The organism is Sphingomonas sp. MMS24-J45 (genome assembly GCF_044881195.1).
Lineage (GTDB): Bacteria > Pseudomonadota > Alphaproteobacteria > Sphingomonadales > Sphingomonadaceae > Sphingomonas.
Window position 1 is genome coordinate 280630 of the sequence record NZ_CP173255.1, and the last position, 26279, is coordinate 306908.

General features: G+C 65.3%; 25 protein-coding genes. 16 read left to right on the plus strand and 9 right to left on the minus strand.

Features of this window, described 5'->3' with window-relative positions; genetic code table 11:
* Positions 1-300 precede the first annotated feature (300 nt).
* Complete coding sequence (locus tag AB5I39_RS01475; protein ID WP_404370198.1) at positions 301-1140, plus strand: helix-turn-helix domain-containing protein; 840 nt, start codon at positions 301-303, stop codon at positions 1138-1140.
* 3 nt (positions 1141-1143) lie between these two features.
* Here AB5I39_RS01475 and AB5I39_RS01480 read toward each other — a convergent pair whose 3' ends face one another.
* Positions 1144-2175: a polysaccharide deacetylase family protein gene (locus tag AB5I39_RS01480; protein WP_404370200.1), complete on the minus strand. Its 1032-nt coding sequence runs from the start codon at positions 2173-2175 to the stop codon at positions 1144-1146.
* A gap of 2 nt (positions 2176-2177) precedes the next feature.
* On the minus strand, positions 2178-3992 hold the full coding sequence (locus AB5I39_RS01485) for a histidine kinase dimerization/phospho-acceptor domain-containing protein (protein ID WP_404370203.1): 1815 nt from the start codon (positions 3990-3992) through the stop codon (positions 2178-2180).
* Between the two features lie 225 nt (positions 3993-4217).
* On the opposite strand from AB5I39_RS01485, the gene AB5I39_RS01490 reads away from it, so the two are divergent.
* The gene (locus AB5I39_RS01490) at positions 4218-4685 is read left to right on the plus strand and encodes an Lrp/AsnC family transcriptional regulator (RefSeq protein ID WP_404370206.1); all 468 of its coding nucleotides are present in this window, start codon (positions 4218-4220) and stop codon (positions 4683-4685) included.
* Positions 4686-4736: 51 nt separating this feature from the next.
* Here AB5I39_RS01490 and AB5I39_RS01495 read toward each other — a convergent pair whose 3' ends face one another.
* Entirely contained in the window at positions 4737-6020 is a 1284-nt protein-coding gene (locus AB5I39_RS01495) for a hypothetical protein (RefSeq protein ID WP_404370208.1), read from the minus strand.
* A 229-nt stretch (positions 6021-6249) separates the two neighbouring features.
* On the opposite strand from AB5I39_RS01495, the gene yaaA reads away from it, so the two are divergent.
* The 5 genes from yaaA (at position 6250) to AB5I39_RS01520 (ending at position 11378) form a co-directional block, all read left to right on the plus strand.
* On the plus strand, positions 6250-7002 hold the full coding sequence (gene yaaA, locus AB5I39_RS01500) for a peroxide stress protein YaaA (RefSeq protein ID WP_404370211.1): 753 nt from the start codon (positions 6250-6252) through the stop codon (positions 7000-7002).
* On the plus strand, positions 6999-7697 hold the full coding sequence (locus tag AB5I39_RS01505) for an SDR family NAD(P)-dependent oxidoreductase (protein WP_404370214.1): 699 nt from the start codon (positions 6999-7001) through the stop codon (positions 7695-7697). The genes yaaA and AB5I39_RS01505 overlap by 4 nt, the downstream gene beginning before the upstream one ends.
* 143 nt (positions 7698-7840) lie before the next feature.
* Complete coding sequence (locus AB5I39_RS01510) at positions 7841-8146, plus strand: hypothetical protein (RefSeq protein ID WP_404370217.1); 306 nt, start codon at positions 7841-7843, stop codon at positions 8144-8146.
* Between the two features lie 110 nt (positions 8147-8256).
* A complete protein-coding gene (gyrA, locus tag AB5I39_RS01515) occupies positions 8257-11025 on the plus strand; it encodes a DNA gyrase subunit A (protein ID WP_404370219.1) in 2769 nt (922 codons plus the stop codon).
* A complete protein-coding gene (locus AB5I39_RS01520; protein WP_404370222.1) occupies positions 11022-11378 on the plus strand; it encodes a DUF952 domain-containing protein in 357 nt (118 codons plus the stop codon). The genes gyrA and AB5I39_RS01520 overlap by 4 nt, the downstream gene beginning before the upstream one ends.
* Here the strand turns inward: AB5I39_RS01520 and AB5I39_RS01525 are convergent.
* Together AB5I39_RS01525 and AB5I39_RS01530 are read right to left on the minus strand one after the other, a co-directional pair.
* Positions 11375-11806, minus strand: coding sequence for a DUF488 family protein (locus AB5I39_RS01525; RefSeq protein WP_404370224.1), 432 nt, complete (start codon positions 11804-11806; stop codon positions 11375-11377). The genes AB5I39_RS01520 and AB5I39_RS01525 overlap by 4 nt on opposite strands.
* On the minus strand, positions 11781-12449 hold the full coding sequence (locus tag AB5I39_RS01530; protein ID WP_404370227.1) for a lysoplasmalogenase family protein: 669 nt from the start codon (positions 12447-12449) through the stop codon (positions 11781-11783). The genes AB5I39_RS01525 and AB5I39_RS01530 overlap by 26 nt, the downstream gene beginning before the upstream one ends.
* A gap of 257 nt (positions 12450-12706) precedes the next feature.
* On the opposite strand from AB5I39_RS01530, the gene AB5I39_RS01535 reads away from it, so the two are divergent.
* From AB5I39_RS01535 to trmFO, 4 genes are all read left to right on the plus strand, one after another.
* Positions 12707-13252: a GbsR/MarR family transcriptional regulator gene (locus AB5I39_RS01535; RefSeq protein ID WP_404370230.1), complete on the plus strand. Its 546-nt coding sequence runs from the start codon at positions 12707-12709 to the stop codon at positions 13250-13252.
* Positions 13253-13335: 83 nt separating this feature from the next.
* The gene (locus AB5I39_RS01540; RefSeq protein ID WP_404370233.1) at positions 13336-13737 is read left to right on the plus strand and encodes a hypothetical protein; all 402 of its coding nucleotides are present in this window, start codon (positions 13336-13338) and stop codon (positions 13735-13737) included.
* Between the two features lie 30 nt (positions 13738-13767).
* Positions 13768-14586, plus strand: coding sequence for a fatty acid desaturase (locus tag AB5I39_RS01545; RefSeq protein WP_404370235.1), 819 nt, complete (start codon positions 13768-13770; stop codon positions 14584-14586).
* A gap of 752 nt (positions 14587-15338) precedes the next feature.
* Positions 15339-16652: a methylenetetrahydrofolate--tRNA-(uracil(54)-C(5))-methyltransferase (FADH(2)-oxidizing) TrmFO gene (trmFO, locus tag AB5I39_RS01550; RefSeq protein WP_404370238.1), complete on the plus strand. Its 1314-nt coding sequence runs from the start codon at positions 15339-15341 to the stop codon at positions 16650-16652.
* A gap of 114 nt (positions 16653-16766) precedes the next feature.
* On the opposite strand, the gene AB5I39_RS01555 is transcribed toward trmFO, so the two are convergent.
* Entirely contained in the window at positions 16767-17255 is a 489-nt protein-coding gene (locus tag AB5I39_RS01555) for an EF-hand domain-containing protein (protein ID WP_404370241.1), read from the minus strand.
* A gap of 60 nt (positions 17256-17315) precedes the next feature.
* Entirely contained in the window at positions 17316-17975 is a 660-nt protein-coding gene (locus tag AB5I39_RS01560; protein WP_404370243.1) for a squalene/phytoene synthase family protein, read from the minus strand.
* A gap of 123 nt (positions 17976-18098) precedes the next feature.
* Between AB5I39_RS01560 and AB5I39_RS01565 the strand changes: the two genes are divergently transcribed.
* The 3 genes from AB5I39_RS01565 to AB5I39_RS01575 are packed head-to-tail and all read left to right on the plus strand — an operon-like array spanning position 18099 to position 21393.
* On the plus strand, positions 18099-20066 hold the full coding sequence (locus AB5I39_RS01565; RefSeq protein WP_404370245.1) for a TadE/TadG family type IV pilus assembly protein: 1968 nt from the start codon (positions 18099-18101) through the stop codon (positions 20064-20066).
* Positions 20063-20653, plus strand: coding sequence for a TadE/TadG family type IV pilus assembly protein (locus tag AB5I39_RS01570; protein ID WP_404370247.1), 591 nt, complete (start codon positions 20063-20065; stop codon positions 20651-20653). Before AB5I39_RS01565 ends, AB5I39_RS01570 begins: the two co-directional genes overlap by 4 nt.
* The gene (locus AB5I39_RS01575; protein WP_404370249.1) at positions 20650-21393 is read left to right on the plus strand and encodes a TadE/TadG family type IV pilus assembly protein; all 744 of its coding nucleotides are present in this window, start codon (positions 20650-20652) and stop codon (positions 21391-21393) included. Before AB5I39_RS01570 ends, AB5I39_RS01575 begins: the two co-directional genes overlap by 4 nt.
* 33 nt (positions 21394-21426) lie before the next feature.
* Here AB5I39_RS01575 and AB5I39_RS01580 read toward each other — a convergent pair whose 3' ends face one another.
* Together AB5I39_RS01580 and pdhA are read right to left on the minus strand one after the other, a co-directional pair.
* Positions 21427-22836 carry a pyruvate dehydrogenase complex E1 component subunit beta gene (locus AB5I39_RS01580; protein WP_404370252.1) on the minus strand — a complete coding sequence of 470 codons (1410 nt, stop codon included), beginning with the start codon at positions 22834-22836 and terminating at the stop codon, positions 21427-21429.
* The gene (gene pdhA / locus AB5I39_RS01585; protein ID WP_404370254.1) at positions 22836-23894 is read right to left on the minus strand and encodes a pyruvate dehydrogenase (acetyl-transferring) E1 component subunit alpha; all 1059 of its coding nucleotides are present in this window, start codon (positions 23892-23894) and stop codon (positions 22836-22838) included. The genes AB5I39_RS01580 and pdhA overlap by 1 nt, the downstream gene beginning before the upstream one ends.
* A 163-nt stretch (positions 23895-24057) precedes the next feature.
* Here pdhA and AB5I39_RS01590 point away from each other — a divergent pair, with 163 nt between their 5' ends.
* Both AB5I39_RS01590 and cysK read left to right on the plus strand, forming a co-directional pair.
* Positions 24058-25356: an MFS transporter gene (locus AB5I39_RS01590; protein ID WP_404370256.1), complete on the plus strand. Its 1299-nt coding sequence runs from the start codon at positions 24058-24060 to the stop codon at positions 25354-25356.
* Positions 25353-26273 (plus strand): cysteine synthase A, encoded by a 921-nt coding sequence (cysK, locus tag AB5I39_RS01595; protein ID WP_404370259.1) that lies wholly within the window; start codon positions 25353-25355, stop codon positions 26271-26273. Before AB5I39_RS01590 ends, cysK begins: the two co-directional genes overlap by 4 nt.
* Positions 26274-26279 lie beyond the last annotated feature (6 nt).

A 26279-nucleotide genomic window follows, 5' to 3' on the forward strand; every position in this document is an offset into this window, starting at 1 on the left:
TACCGCGGCGCACGCCACAACTGTAGTGCCGCCAAATCGAACCAATTCGAGACTCTGGAGCTGTCGCCGTACCACTTATAGGCAATTGATTTTTCAACTTAAATAGCGAATGGTTCATCTGGCGTTAAGGAAATTCTGGAGTCTTCGGCGCACATTCCTCATCCCCGTGTTGCGTATGGCGGTTTAACGACAATGATCGAGAGTGGTAGCCACCGGCCTGGCGTGTGTGCGCGGGACTTCGGCCTTCCTGACCATACTGCGCTACGGTACGAACAGCCCGCGGCTGCGCTCCGGGAGTTTTTGCCGAGCTATGCCGTGCTCGATTCCGAGGAAGGATTTCCGCACTCCGACGAAAGCTGGATGCTGCCAAGTTGGGCGATGATCTGGATCATCCTGGCCGAGGCACCAATTTCGGTCAGCGTCGGCAATCGCCGCTATCCCAAGCTGTCGACCGCGATCCTGTACGGCGTCACCAGTCGGGCAATGCCGGTGATATCGAATGGCGGCGTCACCATCGCGATCGACATTAGCCCGCTCGGCTGGGCCCGGTTCTTCCGCGAGAGCGCGGAAACGCTGCGCGATCGCGTCACGCCGTTGGAGGAGGTGTTGCCAGCCGAACTCGTCGAGGAACTCGTCAATCGGCTATACTATTCGGATCGCTCGCTGGAGGTGAAGGGGATCCTCGACGACATCTTCACGAGCGCGCTGCCTCCCGAGCACCGCGATGAGCCGATGATTGCCGACGTCATGAAGATAGTGATGGCAAGCACAACGACCGATTTGGCGGCTTCCGCTGCGAAGATCGGCATTCAGCCACTCAAATTACGTCGACTGTCGCAACGATATTTTGGGTTTCCGCCAAAGATACTGCTGATGCGCGCGCGCTTTATTCGGGTCTTCTTGGAGATGATGATCAGTCCAGACGATGCGCACGAGGCGCTGCTTTCCAGCGTCTACTTTGATCGATCGCATTTCCTGCGCGACGCAAAGCGGTTTCTCGGCATGACGCCGCGGCAATTCATGGACATGAACATCGAGTATCTGACCGCAGCGTTGCGCGCGCGCAGGCTCGTGCTCGGCGTATCGACGCCCTCGCTCGACATGCCGCCACCGGCGGAGGAAGCTTCCGAAACATGCTAAATGCTAAATCAGCCGGCCGCCCGGGCTACATCCTTGCGCGGCGGTTATGATTTCCTCAAGCGACGCTGCGCGCACACCGCGCCGCGCGAGGTCGGTCAGCACTGCATCCCACCAGGCGTGAAAGCGCACCAGATCCGCGCCGTCGCGGACATAGGGTGTGAAACCCGGCGCGACCGAAGGCGAGTGGAACGCGAAGTTGAGCAGCCGCAGCCCCTCCCCCACCGCAACCGCAATCGCCTCCAGCGCGTCCTTCACCGGCATATCCTCCGGCGTCAGCGCAACGCGCGAGAGCAGCCCGGCGCGTGCAAAGGCTCCGCGCCCCTTCGGCACCGCGCCCAACATCCGATAGAGCGACGTTGCCCCCGCCCGCGCCGCGCCAGTATAGACCGTGGTCAGCGGCAGCTCGATCATCGGGCCAACCCGAAACGCCTGGTTGCCGACGCCCGCGAAATCCGGCCCGCCGTCGGCGGCATATTCGTAGCGCGCGCGCATCGAGCTATCGAGCCGATACCCCCGCGCCGCCAGCAGCCGCAGCGTGTTCGGCCCGATGCCATAGCGCCCCGCGCGATACGCGACCGGCCGCGCCCCGAACGCGGCTGTGATCGCATCGGTCAGCGCATCGATCTTCGCCGCTTCCAACGCTTCTGGCAGATTGCCGGCATAGCTGTTGGCCGGGGTCAGCGCTTCGTCGAACGGGGGATTGACCCACGGGTGCAATTGCGTGCCGACCGCCGATACCCCGTCGGCCAGCGTCGCGCGGAGAATGTCGATCGCCCGCGCGTCGGTCGCGATCGGATAGTCGACCATATAGGTCAGCGGCGCGCCGCGATCCGCAAAGCGGCGATGCGCATCGGGCAAGGCGGCGATGGCCGAGACGCCGTGGCTGTCGCGTGCAAGCGGCGCGCCCCAGTCAAACTCCTCTTCCGTATCGACGAACACCGTGAAGCGCGTGCCGAAATCGGCCGGCCAGTCGATCAGATCGCCGGGCGCGGGCGCGTCTGGGCGATACCCGCGAGGTGGATCGGCAACGCCCACGATCAGTTAGAAGAAGCCTGCTCCATCGCGGCAGAGAAGGCGGCGGGCAGGCGCAAAGTCAAGGCTTTGTCGCCAATCGTCAGGCTGCCGCGCAGTTCGGCGGCGAGATTGCGTGCCAGCCGCAACGCAAAGCCGGTACCGAGCAACGGCGCTCCGCCCTGCTCATCAGCGCGTTCCGCCTCGGCCTCGGCATCGATGGTCAGCAGCGCTTCCTCGGCATAAGCGGCGAGCGCGGCGGGCCGGTCGAACACCAGCGTGACGATGCCGTCGTCGCCGCTCGCCACCACGCCGATCCGCTCGCCCGCGCCGCCCGACGCGACCAGCGTCGCCAGCAACCGCGCGATCAACCGTTCGACCGCGCGATCATCCCCCAGGATCGCCAGCGCATCGTCACTGATCCAGCGCTGCAGCGATGCCCCGCGCAACGTTGCAAGCGGGGTCAGGTCGGCGATCACCCGGTCGAGCAACGGGCTGACCGGAACGTCGCCGGTCCGCAGGTCGAGCGCATGGGTCTCGATCCGCGCCGCCATGTCGATATCGTCGATCGCCGCGAGCAAGCCGCTCGTCTGCATCCGGATCGCGGCGGCGTGCGCGCGGTACGGCGCTGGGACCGGCCCCAGCATCTGCGATTCGATCATCTCGGCGAAACCGGCGATCGCGTTCGTCGGCGTGCGCAATTCGTGGACGAGCTGGCGCAGCGCGTCGGCCGCGGGGTTACGCGTCTCGCGCGTCGGCTCGGCGCTTTCGTCGGCGCGCGGGCGCCGCGCGGTGCCGCGATAGCCGGTGAAGCGTCCGCTCGCCCGGTCGAACACCGGCACGCCGGTGATGCGCCATTGCCCGGCGGCATCCGACTGCCCCTCGACCAGCAACCGCGCATTGGCAAAGCCCGCGCGGCGCCGAAACGCACCCGCCGCCACGCCATCGACCCGCGACCCGCCGGGGTCCGCCGCCAGATCGAGCGAAAGGCCGATCAACGGCGCGCGCGCCGCCCCTTCGACCCAGCGAACGATACCGTCGGAATCGGTTTCGAAGCGGAACGCCTCGGCCTGATACGGTTCGCGCGCAAAGAGTTCGGGCTGGAATTCGGGCGGCGTGGTCGGCGTCGGTGCCGCCTCGCGCTGCCGCTGATACGCGTCGATCCGCGCGACCAGCTCGGCGATCTGAAAGGTGCCGTCGGTGCGCGCGGACGTGACCTCGGCTGGCGGGGGCGGCGCAACCGGGCGTTCGGCCTGGCGCAGCGCCTCCGCCACCACCGGCAAGCCCGCCGCCACGGCAGCGATCGACAGGAAGGGCGATACGGGGGCGATTGTTTCCGGCACCACGATGTCCGGGGTTGGTTCAGCGGCTGGCGGGGCATCGGGGACCGACTCCGGCTCGGCCACGGCCTGCGCCGCGGTTTCCGGTGCGCTGACCGCCGCGATCGGTGCCTTGGGCGCACCCAGCACGAAATCGACGCTGCCGAAGGTTTCCAGCGCGCGACCGACTTCTGGCGACAGATCGCGCCGATGCCGCAAAATCGATCGTGCTGCCGGAGTCAGGCGCGGCAGCAAGGCGAGCCATGCGTTGGTCGAAAGCTGCGCCGATCGTAGCACCGGGGCGGCAATGCCGATTTCATCCTCGGCGAAGATGGCGACCAATTCGACCGGGGGCGTCGCAAAGGCGAGCGCCCGCGCGCTGGCGGCGCGGACCGGCGGCGGCACTTCCCCGCGGATCGCCCGCAGCCGCGCCATCGCTGCATCGCTCGCCGCGGCGCGACCGCGCCCGATCAGATCGACCAGCTGCCGCCATGCCGATTGCACACCGAACGGCGACGACATTTCTGCCGAAAGAACCGTTTCGAGGCTATCGTCGAAGCGCACGTGGCTTGTTCCCGGGTCCGGTCGCGAAAGCGCCGTAACGATTTCTTAACTGCCCCCGCGCCGACTTGTAACCCCAAGTTTTCGATGCGTCGCAATGTGGGACAATTGCGTTCGTCGGCAATTATCTTATGCTCAGCCCGTATGGGGCGATGCAAAACACGCACGCCTGGGGAGCGGACTGAAATGCCTTTCGATTCGATTGATCGTCGTATCCTGGAGTTGCTGCAGGATGATGGCCGTATGACCAACGTCGATCTCGCGGACCGCGTCGGGCTGACCGCGCCCCCATGCCTGCGCCGCGTACGCGCGCTGGAGGAAGCAGGCGCGATCCGCGGGTATCACGCGGAAATCGACGCCGCGACGCTCGGCTACCCGATCACCGTGTTCGCGATGGTCAGCCTGCGCAGCCAGGCCGAGCACGATCTCGCCGCGTTCGAAGCGCATGTCGCGACCATTCCGGAAGTCCGCGAATGCCACATGCTGAATGGCGAGATCGACTTCATCCTGAAGATCGTGGCGAGCGACCTGAAGAGTTTTCAGGAAATCCTCATGACGCATCTGACACCTGCGCCGAACGTGGCAAGCGTCAAGACCTCGCTCACGATCCGCACCGCCAAGGCGCTGCCCGGCATTCCGATCCGTACCAGTTGAAAACAAAAAGGGCGGCCCGAAAGCCGCCCTTTCTTTAAGCCGATCGCGCGATCAGGCTGCGGTCGGCGGCGTGGTCACGAACACCGTCCACAGGCGCGCGATCGCCTTGTTGGGGTCGGCGCTCACCTTCGCCAGCGCGGCCTTGGCACTTTCGCGGTCACCCGACAGCGCCAGCGCCATGCCGAGGTGCAGGTTGTTGCGGTCCGCATCGGGCGCGCCCTTGGTCTCGCACAGGCGGTACATCTCGATCGCCTTGGCATAGTTGCGCACGCCCATGTACGCATCGCCCGCCTGCTGCGCGAGATCGCCCTTCGGCGCGGCCTGCGCGTTCTTTTCCTTGACCGCCAGCGGCGCGCTGCCCGCGATGCCGGTCTTGGCGCGCGCCAGCAATTCGTTGCCGGTCACGTTGCCGGCCGGGATCGTGCCCGACGACAGGCCTTCCTCGACCACGGTCTTGGCTTCGTTGGGCAGACCGATCGTCAGCGCGGCATCAGCATAGTCGATATATTCGCGCTGGCCGGCCTGGCTCTTCGTCGCCCACAACAAGCGATAGAGATCGATCTTGTTCTTGCTGTACTTGACCGCGGCCGCACCCTGGAAGCCGAAGGTGTAGATCGCGCCGCGCCAGTTGGCGGGGGTGCCATATTCGGTCAGCCACGCCGCGGTCCAGGTGTCGGCGCCTTCCTGGTCACCGGCCTTGCCCAGCCGCGTGAAGGCATATTTGTACCATTCCTCCGGTGCCTTGCGACCGGCAGCCTTTTCGGCGGCAATCGCGGTGCCGATTTCGGCCACGCCACCCTTGATGTCGCCGGTCTCCACCTTCGCCTGCGCAATCTGCAGCGACAGGTTGGAATCGGTCGAGCCCATTTCACGCGCGCGCTGCAGGTAGGTCAGCGCTTCGGGATACTTCTTGAGGGAATAAGCGAGGCTGCCGCGCTCCAGGTTGCGACGTCCGATCTCTTCCTTTGGCGTCGCCGGGTTGGCGAGAATCGCATCGAGGATCGGGATCAGCAGCGGAATGCGCTGCGCATCGGGCTGACCCTTGGTCTGCGCATTGACCAGCGACAGGCGCAGGCCCGATGCCAGATACTTTTCGTAATCGCTCTTGGCGACGGTATCGAGCGTGTTGAGCGCGGTTTCCGCACCCGCCAGATCCTTCGGCGTCGCGGCCAGCGCGGTCTGCGTGGCGACCGCGGCGGCGCGCGCTTCCTTCGAGATCGTGGGGGCGGCGGGCGCCTCTTCCTTCTTCTTGGCAATCGCGGGCGCGACCAGCACGGCCCCGTTGAGCCCGACGACCAAAGCGGCAGACAGAGCGATTTTGGAAACCATCTTCATTGCGAACTCTCCTCATTCGGCGCGGCGCGCGCGGCGGATTGCTGGCGCCGCTCTAACGTCGCGGCTTGGACCGTCAAGCAACCGCGTTGCCCATCGCGACGTGAACGCCGCTTGAACCCATCGGCTCCCGCCCCCTCTGCGCGCAAGGCCCGACCGGGCCACGGCAAAGCTTTGACGCAGACGCGCAAGCCTTTGACGCAAGCGCGCGAGCCGCCTAACCGCCTAAGCAATGATCGCCTTGCTCTCCCCCGCCAAGACGCTCGACTATGAGCGCCCCCTTCCCTCCGTCACCGCAACCGCGCCGCGCTTCGCCGATACCGCTGAATCGCTCGCACGATCGGCCGCGAACCTGACGCAGAAGCGCCTGGCCGCACTCATGCACATTTCGCCAGCGCTGGCGAAGCTCAACGCCGATCGCTTCGCCGGTTTCGCCGATGCACCCGCCCGACCCGCGTTGTTCGCGTTTGCCGGAGACGTCTACACCGGGTTCGAAGCGCATTCGCTCGACGAACCAGCGATCGCGTTTGCGCAGGATCATGTGCGGATGCTCTCGGGCCTGTACGGCCTGCTTCGGCCGCTCGATGCGATGAAGCCTTACCGTCTGGAAATGGGCACGCGCTGGGCGCCGCGCCGCAAGAGCCTGTATGAATTCTGGGGCGATCGCATCGCGGCGGCGGTCCGTGAGGATGTCGCGAACGAGGGATCGGGCGTCGTCCTCAACCTCGCCAGCCAGGAATATTTCGCCGCGGTGCTCGGCAAGCTCCACGGTGTCCGCGTGGTCGAGGTCGATTTCCGCGAACCCGGCCCCGATGGCCCGCGCTTCGTCAGCTTCCACGCGAAGAAGGCGCGCGGCATGATGGCGCGCTGGCTGTGCGAACATCGCATTACAGAAATCGAGGACATGAAGGGCTTCGACAGCGACGGCTATCGCTTCGACAAGGCCGAAAGCGAGACGGATCGCTGGCGGTTCACCCGCGCATGACCGGCTCGGCAGTCATCATCGGCGCATCCGGCGGGATCGGTGCCGCGTTCGTCACCGCGCTGGAGGAAGAAGGCGCATATGATGTCGTCCACGGCTTCGCGCGGAGCTGGAGCGGCACGCGCCATATCGATCTCACCGACGAAGCCAGCATCGCTGCGGCCGCCGCGCATGTCGCCAAAGGCCCCGCCCCGACGCTGGTGATCGTCGCCACCGGCCTGCTCCACGAAGCCGAGCGCGGCCCGGAAAAGGCGATGCGCGAACTGAATCCCGCTTGGCTTGCGCGCAATTTCGCGATCAACGCGGTCGGCCCAGCGCTGGTCGCCAAGTATTTCCTGCCGCTCACAGCCAAGGGCAAGCAGGCGGTTTTCGCCGCGCTGTCGGCGCGAGTCGGCAGCATTTCGGACAACAAGCTCGGCGGCTGGTACGGCTACCGCGCGTCCAAGGCCGCGCTCAATCAGCTCGTCCGCACGCTGGCGATTGAGGAAAAGCGCCGCAACGACCGCAGCATCGTCGTCGCACTCCACCCCGGCACGGTCGACACGGCACTCTCCAAGCCGTTCCAGGGCAATGTCCAACCCGGCCGCCTGTTCGACACAGAGCGCGCCGCGCTGCAACTGCTCGACGTGATCGAAGGGTTGAAAGTTCCCGACAGCGGCAAGCTGTTTGATTTCGAGGGCAAGGAAATCCCGTTCTAACGGACTTGGCGCACGACATTCCTCCCCGGGACGTCCCCAACATGACGGATTTGTCATGTCGCCGCCATGGATAGGACAGCAAAACGGTCGCATCCTCTCCAGCGTCGGGAACCTTCCCGAACACCGTTCTTGAGAGGATTGCCATGACCCGGTTCCCGATCGCACTCGCCGCCGCCGCCTTGCTCTGCGGTACCGCCGCCAGCGCACAAATGAAGCCCGCCGCCAAGCCGACGCCCGCGAAGACCGTCGCCGCGAAACCCGCGGCCGCTGCAGCCAAGCCCGCCCCCGCGATGGCCGCGAAGCCAGCTCTGGCCGCAAAACCCGCACCCCGCGCCAAGGCCGCCGCCGCCCCCGCAGGCCGGATGGTCTCGGCCAAGCTCTCCAACGGCAAGACCGTGACCTACAATTGCTCGCTCGCGGGCAACAAGACCAAGAAGGCCTGCCAATAACCACAAAAACGCGCACCCCCGCGCACCGCGCACGCGCGCGGGGGTGGCAATCGCGTGTCGGGTCGGCTAGGGTTGTCGCATCCCCGTAACAAAGCCGAAGGCACTGCAACTTGACCGACGAGACCGTGCTCGCCGACCCTTCCGATATTGCTCCGATCTCGATCGTCGATGAGATGAAGTCGAGCTATCTCGACTATGCGATGAGCGTCATCGTCGCGCGCGCGCTGCCCGATGTCCGCGACGGCCTGAAGCCGGTTCACCGCCGCATCCTGTGGTCGGCCTCGGAAAGCGGCTTCGTCTATAACCGGCCCTATCGCAAATGCGCCCGCATCGTCGGTGACACGATGGGTAAATACCATCCGCACGGCGACAGCTCGATCTACGAAGCCCTGGTCCGCATGAGCCAGGACTGGTCGATGCGCGTGCCGCTGATCGACGGCCAGGGCAATTTCGGGTCGATGGACCCCGATAAAGCCGCCGCGATGCGCTATACCGAGGCGCGTCTGGCGAAGGTCGCGGGCGCGCTGCTCGAGGACATCGACAAGGACACGGTCGATTTCATCCCGAACTATGACGGGTCGGAGCGCGAACCGGCGGTCCTCCCCGCGCGCTTCCCCAACCTGTTAGTCAATGGCGCAGGCGGCATCGCGGTCGGCATGGCGACCAACATCCCGCCGCACAATCTCGGCGAAGTGATCGACGCGACGCTCGCGATCATCGATTCGCGCACCCGCGCGCGCGAGGTACCGAGCGACGACGAACTGCTCGAGATCGTCCCCGGACCCGATTTCCCCACCGGTGCGATCATTCTCGGCAAGGCCGGCGCACGCTCGGCCTATCAGACCGGACGTGGCTCGATCATCGTGCGCTCACGCTATGTGGTCGAGGAAGGACGCGGCGACCGTCGCTCGATCGTACTCACCGAAATACCGTTCCAGACCGGCAAGAACGGCCTGGTCGAAAAGATCGCCGAAGCCGCCAAGGACAAGCGCATCGAAGGCGTCAGCGACATTCGCGACGAGTTGAATCGCGAAGGCGTCCGCATCGTCATCGACCTGAAGCGCGATGCGACACCGGACGTGGTGCTCAACCAGCTCTGGCGGCACACTCCGGCGCAATCGTCCTTCCCGGCGAACATGCTGGCAATTCGCGGCGGTCGCCCCGAACTGCTCAACCTGCGCGATATCCTGACCGCCTTCGTCGGTTTCCGCGAAGAGGTCATCACCCGCCGTTCGAAGTTCGAACTCGCCAAGGCGCGCGAGCGGGCGCATCTCTTGCTCGGCCTCGTCATCGCCGTCACCAATCTCGACGAGGTCGTCCGCATCATCCGCGGCTCGTCCAGCCCGGCGGCGGCCCGTGAGGCGCTGCTCTCGCGCGATTGGCCGGTCGCGGAAATCGCGCCCTACATCAAGCTGGTCGAGGCGGTCGAAGCCGAGGTCACCGGCGACACCTATCGCCTGTCCGAACTGCAGGTCCGCGCGATCCTCGATCTGCGCCTGCACCGCCTCACTGCGCTCGGCCGCGACGAAATCGGCAACGAGCTGCAGGGCCTCGCCGACTCGATCGCCGAACTGCTCGCGATCCTGGCCGACCGCGCCAAGCTCTACGCCGTCATGCGCGAAGAGCTGGTCGCGGTACGCGCCGAATTCGCGACCCCGCGCAAGACCGACATCGCGGCCGCGGTCGACGGGATCGACGATGAAGACCTGATCGAGCGCGAGGACATGGTCGTCACCGTGACGATGCAGGGCTATATCAAGCGCACCACGCTCGACACCTTCCGCGCCCAGGCGCGCGGCGGCAAGGGTCGCGCAGGCATGGCGACCAAGGATGAGGACGCCGTCACCAACCTGTTCGTGACGTCGACCCACACCCCGGTCCTGTTCTTCTCGACGCTCGGCAAGGTCTACCGGATGAAGGTCTGGAAGCTGCCCGAGGGTGGTGCCGCCACGCGCGGGCGTCCGATGATCAATTTGCTCCCGCTGGCCGAGGGCGAGACGATCTCGACCGTGCTCGCTCTGCCCGAGGACGAAGCGGAGTGGGCCAAGCTCCACGTCATGTTCGCCACCGCGAACGGCAGCGTGCGGCGCAACTCGATGGACGCGTTCGCGAACATCCCGACCGCGGGCAAGATCGCGATGAAGTTCGAAGGCATCGATGAAGACGATCGCCTGATCGGCGTCGCGCTGCTCAGCGCAGAGGACGATGTCCTGCTCGCGACGCGCGCGGGCAAGGCGATCCGCTTCGCCGCGAACGAGGTACGCGAATTCCAGAGCCGCAATTCGACCGGCGTGCGCGGCATGTTGCTCAAGGGCGATGACAAGGTCATCTCGCTCTCGATCCTCCACCGCGTCGGCGCAACGCCCGACGAACGCGAGGAGTATCTGAGGTTCGCCCCGTGGAAGGAACGGGAAGGCGAGCCCAACATGGACCCGGCCCGGTATCAGGAGCTGATCGCGCGCGAACAGTTCATCCTGACGGTCTGCGCCAATGGCTATGGTAAATTGTCGTCAGCCTATGACTATCGCCGCACCGGTCGCGGCGGTCAGGGCATCACCAACATCGACAATATCGCGCGCAACGGTGCCGTCGTGGCGAGCTTCGCCGCGACCAAGGGGCACCAGTTGATGCTGGTGACCGACCAGGCGAAGGTGATCCGCACCACGCTCGGCTCGATGCGCGTGATCGGTCGCAACTCGGCCGGCGTGAAGCTGTTCGACGTGGGCAAGAACGAGCATGTCGTCTCCGCCGCCCGGATCGAAGAAGCCGAGGGTGATGCCGAGGCAGACGTCCGCGACCTGACCGCCGTGGAACTGGCCCCCGAGGAGGGCGCCAACACCAGCGACGACAGCGCGGCCGGACCGGACAACGGCGAATGAGCGACTTGCCCAACACCGCCTATAAGGTGCTGACCGCCGAGCAGATGGCGACGCTGGAACGCGACGCCAGTTTCGCAGGGGCGCCGGTCGATCTCGCTGACGGTTATATGCACTTCTCGACCGCCGAACAGCTGACCGAGACGGTCGACAAGCATTTCGCCGGGCAAAGCGACCTGCACGTCGCGGCGGTCGATCTCGGGTCGTTCGGCGCGGGCCTGAAATGGGAGGAATCGCGCGGCGGCCAGCTCTTCCCGCACCTCTATGGCGGTCCGCTGCCGCTGGAAACGGTGATCGCCTACGGCCCGCTCGAGCGCGGCGAGGGTGGCCAAGTGAAGCTCCCCGTCGCGGGCTAGGCGTAGAGATCCACCACCTCGGCCCCCTGCCCCTCTGCCGCCAGAAGGAGCGTGCGGTGGCAATGCCGCGGGTCGCGCTCATAGCATAACAGCGCGCTCGGCATTTCGACCGCCAGCGCCAACATCTGCGCCGCCTGCACTTGCGCCTCGGGCAGTTCGAGCTGGTCGGCATAGACCGCCTCCAGCGTTGCCACATCGCCCTTCTTCGCGGCATCGCGCCCGCGCTTGGGCGTGCCGAGCGCCTTCAGATGCACATAGCCGATCCCCGCCTCGGCCAGCGACGCCGCCAGCGTCGTCTTCGAAAACCCCGGCCGCCGCGACAGCGGCAGCGCGCGCACGTCGATCACCCGCTGCACCCCCGCCGCCGTCAGCGCGGCAAGGAAATCCGCCATCGTCGCGGCCTCATATCCGATCGTGTAAATCTTCACTGCGTTGCTCCGCCGTCACCACCCCGACCGCGATCATCGCCTGCCCGGCCAGGTATAACGGCCAGACCAGCAATGTGGGTACGACCGATCCGGCCAGCGGCCCCATCCGCGCGAAGATCAACAGGTCGGAGGCGGCGAACAGCACCGCCCCCGCCCCGACCAAGCCACGCGAAAACCGGCTGATCCACGCCGTCGCCGCCATCGCGCCGAGGCCCGTCGCATACAGCAGCACCCCCGCGCTGCCGGACACCGCATAGGCGACGCCCGGCACGCCGATCACCAACAGGATCGCAACTGTCGTCCCTTCGCGCGCGCTGCGCCGCCGCGTCCAATACAGCGCAGCGGCGAGGATGTGCCCGATCAGAAAGGCAACTGCGCCCACCGTAAGGCCAGACGTCTCCAGCAAAACGTCGCCCAGCGCGCCGAACGCGAGCACCAGCGCGATCCAGCGCCCTGCGGTCGTCGGCGCGGACATCAACGCCCATAGCGCAAGCAGCCCAACGCCCGCCCCCTTCCACGCCGCCATCACCGTACCGGCGGAAAGAATATGGCTCGCCGCCCAATAGCTAAGGCCCGCCAGCAAAGCGGCGGCAAAGAGGGCGGGTTTGGGTATCTGCAAGGCCATCGCGAGGAGATGCAGCACAGAGCGCGGCGCTACAAGTGCGCCTCACTGCCCCCCCCCCCGTCACCCCGGCCTTGTGCCGGGGTCCACCAAGCGGCTTGGCGGGAACTCGTGAACAGAAGCGGTTCGGTCGGCACAGTAGACCCCGGCACAAGGCCGGGGTGACGATTTTCAAATGGCGCGCTGCTAACCCGACCTCCGTCCAGCTGGAACCTCAAGCCGATTGACTCCCCCACAAATTCCGTTATTTCTGTCTTTACAGAAATTGGAGTGACTCATTGTCCCTGCTCGACCATCCCGACGCCAAGGCCTTCATCCTCCACTGGGGCGAGATGGGCACGCATTGGGGCGTCAACCGCTCGGTCGCGCAGGTCCACGCCCTGCTCTACCTCTCCGAAAAACCGGTCGATGCCGAGGCGATCGTCGAGGCGCTCGGCTTGGCGCGCTCCAACGTCTCCACCGCGCTGAAGGAGCTCCAGAGCTACGCCATCGTCCGCCGCGTCCATGTCGAGGGCGACCGGCGCGACCATTTCGTGGCCGAGGGCGATCTGTGGGAAATGCTGATGCGCATCGTCGCCGAGCGCAAACGCCGCGAGATCGACCCGACGATCGCGCTCCTCGCCGAACTGTCCGATCGGCTTAAGGCCAACCCCGACGCCCCCGCGCACGTGCGGGACCGCGTCGTGCGAATGCACGAATTCCTCGCCACGCTCGGCACCTGGTACGAACAGGTCAAGGTGCTGCCCAAGCCGACCCTCGTCACGCTGATGAAGCTGGGCGGCAAGGTCGCGCGCTTCATTCCCGGCGGCAAGCAGAAGGGCTGAGCCGATGCAGCGCAGCCCCGATCCGCCCTGACCACGCCCAGCAATTTCAGTTTTTACAGAAATGACTGTCACAGGAGTTTATCATGGTCGAGATCGCCTACCTCCTCTATCTCACAATCACCCTCGCCATCACGATCTGGGTCGCGCGCACCCTGTCCAGAAACGGCGAGGTGTTCCTCATCCAATGCTTCGGCCAGAACGAAACCCTCGCCCGTTCGACCAACCATTTGCTCGTGGTCGGCTTCTACCTGGTCAACATCGGCTTCATCACACTGACGCTCAGCCTCGGCAACGAACCGACCACGCTTACCGGCGCGATGCGGTTCCTCAGCAGCAAGGTCGGCCTCGCGGTGCTCGTGCTCGGCGCGATGCATTTCTTCAACATGGGCGCGATCGCCCGCTTCGGTCGCAAGGTCAGCGGCTGGATCGAAGCCCGGCCCTTCGCCGCACACAGCACCCGCACCGACGGCAGCATCACGCGGTGAGGTAAACCCCACAAGCAGGGAGTGCAGATCATGGTCATGCAAACCGTCGCCAGCTACCGCCGCCGTCTCGGCAAAGTCGAATGGAGGGATCTCGTCGCGATGCGCCCGCGCGACGGGCTAGTCGAGTGCCTCCACCCGCTGCCGTGGCTGGCGGCGAGTTGGGGCCTCGCGGCGATAGGACTCTGGCCGTTTGCCGCAGCGGCGTCCTTCCTGTTCTTCCTGACCGCACTGCGGCTCAATCATGAGGCGATCCACGGCAATCTCGGCTTCACGCGGCCCACGCACCGGATCGTGATGCACGCGCTCAGCGCGGTGATGCTCGGCTCGAACCACGCCGTCGCCTTCAACCATCTGCGCCACCACCGCCACCTCGGCACGGCGGAGGACACCGAAGGCGCGTGCGGCCGCATGACCTTCTGGCAAGTCCTGCGCGAAGGCCCGCGCTTTCCGGTGCGCAATCATCGCGCGGCGTGGCGGCATGGCACGCCCGCGCTGCGCCTCCGGATGCTGGTCGATCTCGCGCTCAATCTCGCCGTGCTCGGGGCGGCGCTGCTCACCCTGCACCCGGTGCTGCTCTATCACGTCGCCGCGATGATCCTGGCGCAATGCCTGACCGCTTTGTTCGCCGTGTGGATCACCCACCACGATTGCGCCGAGGCCGACATCGCCCGCACGCAGCGCTCTCCCCTGGTCAATTTCGCGACCTACAACATGTTCCTCCACCTTGAACATCACCTCTACCCGGCGGTGCCGGTGCGGCGGCTCGGCATCCTCGCCCACCGCATCGCCGACGCCGCACCCGAGGTGGCGGCGCGGGAGTGGCTGGTGGTTCCGGAGGTGTGGCGGTGATGCGGATGTCCGGCCATCGCGCCCCTCCCGGGAAAATGGGCCGCCACACTTCCCGCATTATGGTCATCCTATCGGCTGCGACAGTTGGCTTAAGCGGCTGCACCGTCGGCAAAAAGCCTTTCAGAACGGTTCAATTGTGTCTCGCCAGCGCAGCCGAAATTCCAGTATTCACGAGCTTTATGAACGAGATATCCCAAACCTATCGCATGGAGTTCACGGATCGAAGCGGCCAAACCCAAGACGAGCTGCGGTCCCTGGCGTCAGATAACAAGAACGCGCCCGTGAACGCACGGGCCGTAAACATCGGGGCGCACCGAGGAAGCGACTTCAGCTTTGGGGCTGGTAACTTGGGCTTACCTGCTCGACAGCTCGCGATAGGATTTAACGGGGAAAATCTCGGTGCGGCAAAGCCGTTCGCCGATGCTGTCGTTACTCGGCTATCGAAGAGATGGCGCATTCACGAAGTTCCACAAGGTCGAGGCGCATTTCCTTTGGCCAATTGTGATTAGCTAAGAATTCGCTCTGTCCTACACCCCGTCAATCTGTCAGCCTCGGCAAACCCGCTCCTTCAAACCGTCGACACCCCGCAGACCAAGCGCCCCGAACATGGCGCCGATGGTGCGACTCGTGTGACTTTAAGCCCCGTGCCCGCCCGTTCCCATCGGCCCTTGCGAGCGCAACTTTCGCAACTTTCGGCCATCCCCGCCCCCCGACCTTTGCCACCCCGCCCCACCCCCGCTACAGCCCAAGCCATGACACACGACATCCACATCATCGGCGGCGGTCTCGCCGGCTCCGAAGCCGCCTGGCAGCTCGCCGAGGCCGGTTTCCGCGTAAAGCTCTCCGAAATGCGCGGTTCCGGCGAGATGACCCCGGCGCACCAGACCGACGGCCTCGCCGAACTCGTCTGCTCGAACAGCTTCCGCTCGGACGATGCCGACAGCAACGCCGTCGGGCTGATCCACCAGGAAATGCGCACGCTGGGCTCCCTGATCCTGCGCGAGGCTGACCGGCACAAGGTGCCCGCCGGCTCCGCGTTGGCGGTCGATCGGGATCGCTTCTCGGCCGGCGTCACCGCCGCGCTGACCGCGCATCCGAACATCGAGATCGTCCGCGAACGCGTCGATACGCTCCCCGACACCGGCCCGGTCATCGTTGCGACCGGCCCGCTCACCGCGCCCGCCCTCGCCGATCAGATCGGCGGCGCGACCGGCAAGGACGCGCTCGCTTTCTTCGACGCGATCGCCCCGATCGTCCATTTCGACAGCATCGACATGGATGTCGCCTGGATGGCCTCGCGCTGGGACAAGGGCGATACCAAGGATTACATTAACTGCCCGATGACGAAGGACGAATATCTCGCCTTCCATCAGGCCCTGCTCGACGGCGAGAAGACCGAGTTCAAGGAATGGGAAAATGTCCCCTATTTCGAGGGCTGTATGCCGATCGAAGTCGCCGCCGAGCGCGGGGTCGATACGCTGCGCTACGGCCCGATGAAGCCGGTCGGGCTGGACGATCCGCGCACCGGTCGCTGGCCCTATGCGGTGGTCCAGCTCCGGCAGGACAATGCCAGCGGCACGCTCTGGAACATCGTCGGTTTCCAGACCAAGCTGAAACATGCCGAGCAGGTCCGCCTGTTCCGCACCATCCCGGGCCTGCAGAATGCCGAATTCGCGCGATTGGGCGGGCTGCACCGCAACACCTTCATCCGCTCGCCCGAATTGCTCGACCAGAGCTTGCGGCTGAAGGCGCGGCCCAACATCCGCTTCGCCGGACAGATTACGGGCTGCGAAGGCTATGTCGAAAGCGCGGCGGTCGGCCTGCTCGCCGGGCGCTTCGCGGCGGCGGAGCTTGGCGGTGCGGCGATGACCCCGCCCCCGGTCGAAACCGCGCTGGGCGCCCTGCTCCACCACATCACCGGCGCTGCGGTGGCGGAGACGTACCAGCCGATGAACGTCAATTTCGGCCTGTTCCCGCCGATCACCGGGCGAACCAAGAAAGCCGACCGCAAGAAGATGTATACCGAACGGGCAAGGGCGGCGCTGGGGGCATGGCTGGCTGCGTGAGGCCTCCCCTCCCTGGAAGGGAGGGGATGGGGGTGGGTCGGTGTGAGGCGGATGCTCCGTTCGATAACGGGCCAACCCACCCCCGCCCCCTCCCTTCCAGGGAGGGGAGAAAAATCAGCTCTCCTCCCCCTCTCCCGTCGGCTCCGCCTTGGCTGCGCCCGCCGGCGGGCAATCGCGCCGCACCCGCGGCGGCTTGCGCTTCACCGCCGTCGTGGCGAATTCGGTGGCATTCATCGCGCCCGATTTGTCGGCATCGGCCACCGCGAACTTGGTCTCCGCCTTGATCGCCCATTCGTCGAACGACAGCGTCCCGTCATGGTTGGTGTCGAGCTTGGCATAGGCCTTACGCCGGTTGGCGAGGAACTCCTCCCGCGTCACCGCGCCGTTGCGGTCCTTGTCATAACGGTCGAAACGCTTCTGCTCGCGCGTCCGGTCGCTCGCTTGCGGGACGCTGTCGGGCAGCGCGCCGTCCTCCACGGTTTGAGCCATCGCAAGCGGTGCTGCGGGCAGCGCCGCCACCGATCGACTGCTCCGGTTGAACAGTAAGACCCCCGCCGCGACCAGCGCCAGTGCCGCCAGACCGCCCACCAGATACCGCCACATCGCGCGCCCTCCCGCTGATCGATAGACAGAGGCTATCGCACTCGGGGCGCTTCCGAAAGCCTATCGCCCGGTCAACCGATGCCAGGCGAGCCGCGCGACCCGCCCGGGTGCCGCGGGCGCTCCCCGATCCGCCAGATTCATTCGTGCGACCAGCGCCAGCGCCCCGAGCGCCCGCCCGGCCCGGCTCCAGCGCCCATCCATCGCCTCGTCGAGCTTCGCCTGTGCCAGCGCCGCCGCCCGCGCCGCGACCTGCACGTCGCTCAAATGCGTCGCCAGATCGGCCAGCGCCCACCCCGCCCCGGCCGCAGCGATGCGGTCGGCAGGCGGACACGCCAGAACGGCCCCCGCCGCCTCGAACAACGCCGCCCCGCGCCGCTTGCCATGCGCGATCACATCGGTCTCCGCGATCGGGTCGGCCCCGAGCAACACTTCCCACCCGTCGATCAACCCCGCCAGCCGCGCCCCGCTCACCCCGCGCGGCAACACTTCGGCGGCGAGCGCCTGCAGCACCGGCTGCGCGGGCGGCGGCGCGGTGTCGAGCGCGGTCAACGCCTGATGCCACCACGTCAGCCGCATCTGCCCGACCACCGGCTCGCGGGTCGTCCGCAGGATCTGCCCAAGTGTCTCGTCGAGCTCGAGCAGCGCGGCGAGCCCGGCGCGGCCTGCCAGCGGCGCATAAGACAGCGCAAGCGCGCGCTCAGGATCGGTCTTATCGGTCACCGCTCGCCGGCCCCAACGGTCCGCTTAACGGCGGTTAACCATATCCTTTGAGCAGCGGTTATCGCTTTCTCTCGCATAGCGCAGGCGGAACGATTTGCATTTTGACCACGGGGCCATTGCGACATGAAGGGGGCAGCAACGAAAACGCGGACCAAGGAGCGCGGATTCCTGCGCTCCCTCGCCCGCGACGTGCGCGGCAATACGCTCGCCATGATGGCGATGTTCCTCGTCCCGCTGATGGGGCTGGTCGGCTCGGCCGTCGACATGAGCCGCCTCTATGTCGTGAAGGCGCGGCTGCAGCAAGCGTGCGACGCCGGAGCGCTCGCCGGTCGCAAGTTCATGAACGACACCGGTCCGCCGCTCGATTCCAATGCGGCAGCACAGGCCCAGGCGTTTTTCGCCAACAATTTCAAGAAGGACGTGCCGGCCAACGGAACGCTCGGTTTCATGAATACCAGCGCCGTCACCTTCACGCCTACCCGGACCAGCGATAGCCAGGTCGCCGGAACCGCCTCCGCCTCGGTGCCGATGACCATCACCAAGATTTTCGGCACCACTGCGATCACGCTCAACGTGTCGTGCCAGGCGCGCTTCGACGTGGCCGATACCGACATCATGTTCGTGCTCGACACGACCGGCTCGATGGCATGTTTGCCGCAGGACGACGATGCAACCTGTTCGAGCTACTCAAGTTCAGCAGCGAAAGTGCAATATACGCGCCCATCGGGCAGCGGGGTTCCTGGCTATGCCGGCACGGTCGGGGTCGGAACGGCGGAAAAAACGGGATCGCGCATCTCCGCGCTAAGGGCCGCCGTGCTCAGTTTCTATGACACCTTCGCGACCAATGCCGATCCGTCGACCAAGGTGCGCTACGGCTTCGTGACCTACACCTCCTCGGTCAACGTGGGGCAGGCGATTCTCGACAAATCGGCAAGCTACCTGGTCGGCGGCAGCGGATCGGAAACGCGGACGTATCAGTCTCGGCAGGTGTACGCCGACTACGTCATCTCGACGACCACGACCAACACCAACAACGGGCGCTCCTCGGCGAATTGCAATCGCTCGACCCGCACGCCAGCAACCGCGAAGACCTACAATACGTCAAATGGCCAGGCGACGCGCGATTACGACTTCTGGAATTCGGGCACCAACAGGTGCGAAAGCAGGACCCAGGTGCTCGGTCCGCAGTGGGAATACACCTCGGTCCCGATCGACGTGAATCCGCTTGTCTTGGGTAACACCATCGTCGATCCGACAAAGGTACGTGGCCAGACGACGCAGTGGCTCGGCTGCGTGGAAACCCCGGTCGACAATCCCGGTACGACCAGCTTCTCCGTCAACAGCCTGCCGTCGGAACTGAACCCCGATCTGTTCCCAACGGGCACGCAGCGCTGGTGGCCGCATATGCAGGACTTCACCTACGCGCGCACCAGCACGCCCGATTACACCAACGGCGACGACACCCGGTACCGACCCAATTACGGGGTGGATTCCAACCCGTCGCCGGTCACCTCGGGCTATCCGAACACCTATATGCGCGATCTTGGGCGCATCTCGTGCGGCAAGCCGGTGAAGCGGCTGGGCGTCATGACACGCTCGGAAGTCAGCGCATACGTCAACGCGGCAGATTTCGTGCCGATGGGCGGGACCTATCACGACACCGGGATGATCTGGGGCACGCGCCTGATCGCGCCCGATGGTCCGTGGGGCAGCGACACGGCCGCATGGCCCAACCGCCTGGCGCCCAACCGCGTCATCATCTTCCTGACCGATGGCGATATGGCACCGACCAACACCAACTACAGCATGTACGGCGTGGAGGGATACGACAGGCGCGTGTCCAATTCGGGCAGCTCGTCGACGGCAACGCTGGTCAACTTGCATAACGCACGTTTCCTGGCGATGTGCGCCGCCGCCAAGGCACGCAATATCGACGTCTGGACGGTGTCGATCGACACAGCCGCGAACGCTCAGCTGACCGCCTGCGCCACGACCAGCGCTCAGGCGCTCGCCACGACGGACGGTGCCGATCTGTCGACCCAATTCGCCAACATTGCGAAGCGGTTGGCCATGCTGCGGCTAACCCGATGATCGCGCGCCTCCTTTCCCGGCTGCGCCGCGACCAGCGCGGTGCGACGATCATCGAATTTGCCATCGTCAGCCCGGTGATGATGCTGCTGATCATGGGCCTCGGGGATCTGGTGTATCAGGTCTACGCCCAGTCGGTGTTGAACGGTGCGGTGCAGAAGGCCGCGCGCGACTCCGGGATCGAAGGCGGGGCCGCCAACAGCACGACAATTGATAACACCGTGCAGACGATCGCCCGCCAGGTTGCGCCCTCGGCGACCTTCGTCGCCAGCCGCAAAAGCTATGACAGCTTTGCCGAGGTTGCCCCCGAACCCTTTACCGACACTAACGGCAACGGAATTCGCGACGCGGGCGAATGCTATACCGACATGAATAACAACGGCCAGTGGGACTCCGACCCCGGCATCACCGGCCAGGGCGGCGCCAGTGCGGTGACGCTCTACACCATGACGATGACCTATCGACGGCTGTTTCCGGTGGCGGGCCTGTTCGGCTGGTCGACCACGCAGACGATCCGCGCATCGACGCTGATGAAGAACCAGCCATACGCAACGCAGGTCACCAGCCCTTCCCCAACGGTATGCACATGACGTTTCTGTCCCGCCTCTTCACCCGCAAACGCACGCTGCGGAGCCTCGCCGACGATCGCAGCGGTCTGGCATTGCTCGAGTTTGCCTTCTCGCTCCCGCTCGTGCTGGGACTGGGAGCGTACGGGCTGGAGGTCTCGAACCTCGCGCTGCTCAACCTGCGGATCAGCCAGATCGCGCTCAATCTCGCCGACAATGCATCGCGCGTCGGCACCTACAGCACACTATCAACGCAGCAATTGCGCGAAGTCGATGTCAACGACGTGCTGCAAGCCGCGCGGTTTCAGGGCGCGAGCATCAATCTGACCACGAATGGCCGAATCATTCTTTCGAGCCTGGAAAACGTCCAGCAGAGCTATGATACGGCACCCGTGCAGCGCATCCACTGGCAGCGCTGCCTTGGATTGAAGGGCAGCAATCTGCCCGCCGACAGCGCGTACAATTCCAGCTACGGCACGACCACCACAACCGACGGCACAGATGCGACCGTTGGCAATGACGGGACGCTTGCCCCCAACGGAATGGGCCCCACCGGCGGGCAGGTGAACGCTCCCGCCGCCTCGGGCGTGATGTTCGTTGAGATCAATTATCTCACCAAGCCGCTGTTCGGCAGCTGGCTGACGTCACCCGCGCGGCTGAACTATATCGCCTCGTTCATCGTCCGCGACCGGCGCGATTTCTCGCAGCTTTACAATCCATCGCCAGCGGCGACGCGGCTGACCTGCAACCTCTATTCGAACTGATCCGCCGGAGGATTGCCCCCCGGCGGTGCCCGCTTAGCGCTGGACGATCTGCTTGACTGCCGCGACGATCTTGTCCGCAGTCACCAGCATCAGCTTCTCGAGGTTGGCCGCGTAAGGCATCGGCACGTCTTCGTTGGTCACGCGCAGCACCGGCGCGTCGAGATCGTCGAAGCCCTGCTCCATGCAGATCGCCTGGATCTCCGATGCGATGGAGCAGACCGGCCAGCCTTCCTCTGCAACGACCATGCGATTGGTCTTCTTGAGGCTCGCCAGCACCGCAGCGGTGTCGAGCGGGCGCAGCGTGCGCAGGTCGAGCACTTCCGCATCGATCCCCTCGCCCGCCAGCTTGTCAGCAGCTTCGAGCGCGAGGCCGACGCCGATCGAGTAGCTGACGATCGTCACGTCCTTGCCCTCGCGCATGATCCGCGCCTTGCCGATCGGCAGGACGTAATCGTCGAGTTGCGGTACTTCGAAGGTGCGGCCGTAGAGCAATTCGTTTTCGAGGAAGACGACCGGGTCTTCGGTGCGGATCGCTGCCTTGATCAGGCCCTTGGCATCGGCCGCGTCATACGGTGCGATCACGATCAGGCCGGGGACGCTCGCATACCAGGGCGCATAGTTCTGCGAATGCTGCGCGCCGACGCGGCTGGCGGCGGCGTTAGGTCCGCGGAAGACGATCGGGCAGCGCATCTGGCCGCCGGACATGTAATTGGTCTTGGCCGCCGAGTTCACGATGTGGTCGATCGCCTGCATCGCGAAGTTAAACGTCATGAACTCGACGATCGGGCGCAAGCCCCCCATCGCCGCGCCCGTGCCGACCCCGGCAAAGCCATATTCGGTGATCGGCGTGTCGATGACGCGCTTGTCCCCGAATTCGTCGAGCAGGCCCTGCGTGACCTTGTAAGCGCCCTGATATTGCGCGACTTCCTCGCCCATCACGAACACACGCGGATCGCGGCGCATTTCCTCGGCCATGCCATCGCGCAGCGCTTCGCGCAGCGTCAGCTTGACCATTTCGGTGCCGGCCGGGATCGCCGGATCGGCGACTTCAGCGACCTTGTCGGTGATCAGTTGCGCCGTCCCGCTTTCCGCTTTCTTTGGTGCGGGTGCCTCTGATTCCTCGGCCTTCTGCTCGACGGCGAGTGTCTCCGCTTTGACGGGCTCTTCCGCCTTGGCGGGTGCGGCGGCGGAGGCTTCCTCACCCTCGGCTGTCAGTGTCGCGATGACCGTACCGACCTTCACATTGTCGGTGCCCTCGGCGACCAAAATCTTGCCGATCGTGCCCTCATCGACCGCTTCGAATTCCATCGTCGCCTTGTCGGTTTCGATCTCGGCCATGATGTCGCCCGATTTGACGACATCGCCTTCCTTGACCAGCCATTTGGCGAGCGTGCCCTCCTCCATCGTCGGGGAAAGCGCGGGCATCTTGATTTCTACGGCCATCAGTAAGTTTCCACCAGCACGTCGGTATAGAGCTCGGCCGCGTCGGGCTCGGGCGTCTGTTCGGCGAAGTCGGCCGCTTCATTCACGATCTTGCGGATTTCCTGCTCGATCTTCTTGAGCTCGTCCTCTTTCACGCCCTCGGCATCGAGCAGCTTCTTGACGTGATCGATCGGGTCGGACTTGTCGCGCACCGCCTGCACTTCATCGCGCGAGCGATACTTCGCCGGGTCGGACATGGAATGGCCGCGATAGCGGTAGGTCTTCATCTCGAGGATGATCGGCCCCTTGCCCGCACGCACCCAAGCGAGCGCTTCCTCCGCAGCACCGCGGCACGCGAGCACGTCCATACCGTCGACCTGGATGCCGGGGATACGGAAGCTCTCGCCACGCCGGAACAACTGGTCCTCGGCCGACGAGCGATTGACGCTCGTGCCCATCGCATATTGGTTGTTCTCGATCACATAGATGATCGGCAGCTTCCACAGCTCGGCCATGTTGAAGCTCTCATACACTTGGCCCTGATTCGACGCGCCATCGCCGAAATAAGCCAGGCAGACGCCACCATCCTCGGAATATTTGTGGCTGAACGCGAGGCCAGTCCCGAGCGACACCTGCGCGCCGACGATACCGTGCCCGCCGTAGAATTTATGTTCGACGCTGAACATGTGCATCGAGCCGCCCTTGCCCTTGGAAATCCCGGCGGCGCGGCCCGTCAGTTCCGCCATCACGTCCTGCGGCGGAATCCCGCACAGCAGCATGTGGCCGTGATCGCGGTAGCCGGTGATGACGCTGTCCTTTTCCGTCAGCGCCGATTGCAGACCGACCGCAACGGCCTCCTGGCCGATGTAGAGGTGACAGAACCCGCCGATCAGACCGAGGCCGTACAACTGCCCGGCTTTCTCCTCGAAACGCCGGATCAGCAGCATCTGCTTGTAGAACTCGAGCAGCTCGTCCTTCGACGCGGCATAGGATTGTGGCTCGTTGGGTCGCTCGCGATTTGGCGCGAGCGGCTGCGACTTTCGAGCGGCTTCTGGTTGAACGGCTGGGGCTTTGGCCACGTCGGGAGAACCTCATGTCCTGGGGAGGAAGCGTCGCCTATAGGCGCGAAGCGATCCGCTTATCAATCATCGCCGCACCCAGAAGTTGCATCGCAGAAGTTTCCGCCCCCCAAGCACTTCGATGATTGCCCAGCGCGCGCCGATGGCCGTAAGGCACAGGCCGATGGCAGACTCCACCCACCCGTTACGCATCGCCCGCTTTCGCTCATACTGGGCAGCGCGCTTCACCATGACCATCGCGCAGAATGCGATGATCATCGTCATCGGGTGGCAGACCTACACGATCGCCCGCACCACCATGTCCCCCGCTGCCGCCGCCGCGCAGCTCGGGCTGATCGGGTTGCTGCAATTCATTCCGCTGTTCGTGACGACGCCGATCACCGGGCTGGTCGCCGATCGGTTCGACCGGCGCTGGATCACGCGGATCACGGTGTTCCTGCAGCTGACGTGCGCACTATTGCTGGCGCTGGCCACGCACCAGGGCTGGATTTCGCTGCCGGTGCTGTTCACGGTGGCGGTACTGCTCGGCATCGCCCGCGCCTTTGCCGGGCCGGCGTTCGGTGCACTGGCCCCCAACCTCGTGCCGCGCGAGGTTCTCCCCACGGCGATCGCGCTCAGCTCGATCTCGTGGCAGGTCGGCACGATCATCGGCCCGGCGATCGGCGGCTTCGCTTATGCCCATGCGCAATCGGGTGCCTATTGGCTGTCGGTCGGTCTGTTCGGAACGGCGCTCGCTTGCCTGATGACGATCCCGCCGGTGCCGCAACCGCCGCGCTCGACCGCGCATCCGCTGCGCCAGATCGTCGATGGCATGGCCTATGTCGGGCAGAACAAACTGGTGCTGGGCGCGATCACGCTCGATCTTTTCGCCGTGTTTCTCGCAGGCACCACCGCCCTGCTGCCAATCTACGCGCATGACATTTTCAAAGTCGGGCCGCAGGGCTTGAGTATGCTCGCCGCCGCGCCCGCGGTCGGCGCGTCGCTGATTGCGATCCTGTTTTCCTTCCGCCCCTTAAAGACCAATGTCGGGCCGCGGATGCTGATGGCGGTGCTGGTATACGGCAGTGCGACGATCGTTTTCGGCGTCGCCCATTTGATCGTACCCGCTTACGCCTTCGAGATCGCCGTTGCCGCGCTCGCCGTTGCGGGCGGAGCGGACATGTTCTCGGTCTATATCCGCTCCTCCCTCATCCAGCTTCACACCCCCGATGAAATGCGTGGCCGCGTCGGTGCGGTATCGCAGCTCACGATCTCCGCCTCGAACGAGCTGGGCGAGGCCGAATCGGGCTTCCTCGCGGCCGCCCTCGGCCCGGTCGGAGCGGTGCTGGTCGGCGGCGGCGGGGCGATTGTAGTCACGATCCTGTGGACCTATCTCTTCCCCAGCCTGAAAAACGCCAAGACGTTCGATCCCCCCGCGACCAAAGCGGACGCCCAAACACTCGACCTGGAGGCCACGCCATGAAAGCCAATTCGATCCTCGATACGATCGGCAACACCCCGCACATCCGCATCCAGAAGCTGTTTCCGGGCGCCGAAGTGTGGATCAAGTCCGAGCGCGGCAATCCTGGCGGATCGATCAAGGACCGCATCGCGCTCGCCATGATCGAAGCGGCCGAGCGTGACGGCCACCTGCAGCCCGGCGGCACGATCATCGAGCCTACCTCCGGCAACACCGGCGTCGGCCTGGCAATGGTCGCGGCGGTGAAGGGCTACAAGCTCGTGCTCGTAATGCCCGAGAGCATGAGCCTCGAACGCCGTCGCCTGATGCTGGCCTATGGCGCGACCTTCGATCTGACGCCGCGCGAGAAGGGTATGAAGGGCGCGATCGAGCGAGCACTTGAATTGGTCGACCAGACCCCCGGCGCGTGGATGCCGCAACAGTTCGAGAACCCCGCCAATATCGACGTCCATGTCCGCACGACCGCGCTCGAAATCCTCAACGATTTCCGCGACTCGCCGATCGACGTGATCATCACTGGCGTCGGCACTGGTGGCCATATCACCGGCGTCGCCGAGCGACTGAAGCAGGAATGGCCCAATCTGAAGGTCTATGCGGTCGAGCCCGCCGCCTCCCCGGTCATTTCGGGCGGCACCCCGGGCCCGCACCCGATCCAGGGGATCGGGGCTGGCTTCGTCCCCGCCAATCTGCACACCCAGGCGATCGACGGTGCGATCAAGGTCGATGCCGCCGTCGCAAAGGACATGGCGCGCCGGTCCGCTGCGGAGGAAGGGATGCTCGTCGGAATCAGCTCGGGCGCGACGCTCGCCGCGATCCTGCAGAAGCTGCCCGATCTGCCCGAAGGCTCGCGCATCCTCGGCTTCAACTATGATACGGGCGAGCGCTATCTCTCGGTGCCCGATTTCCTGCCCGAGAGCTGATCCAGC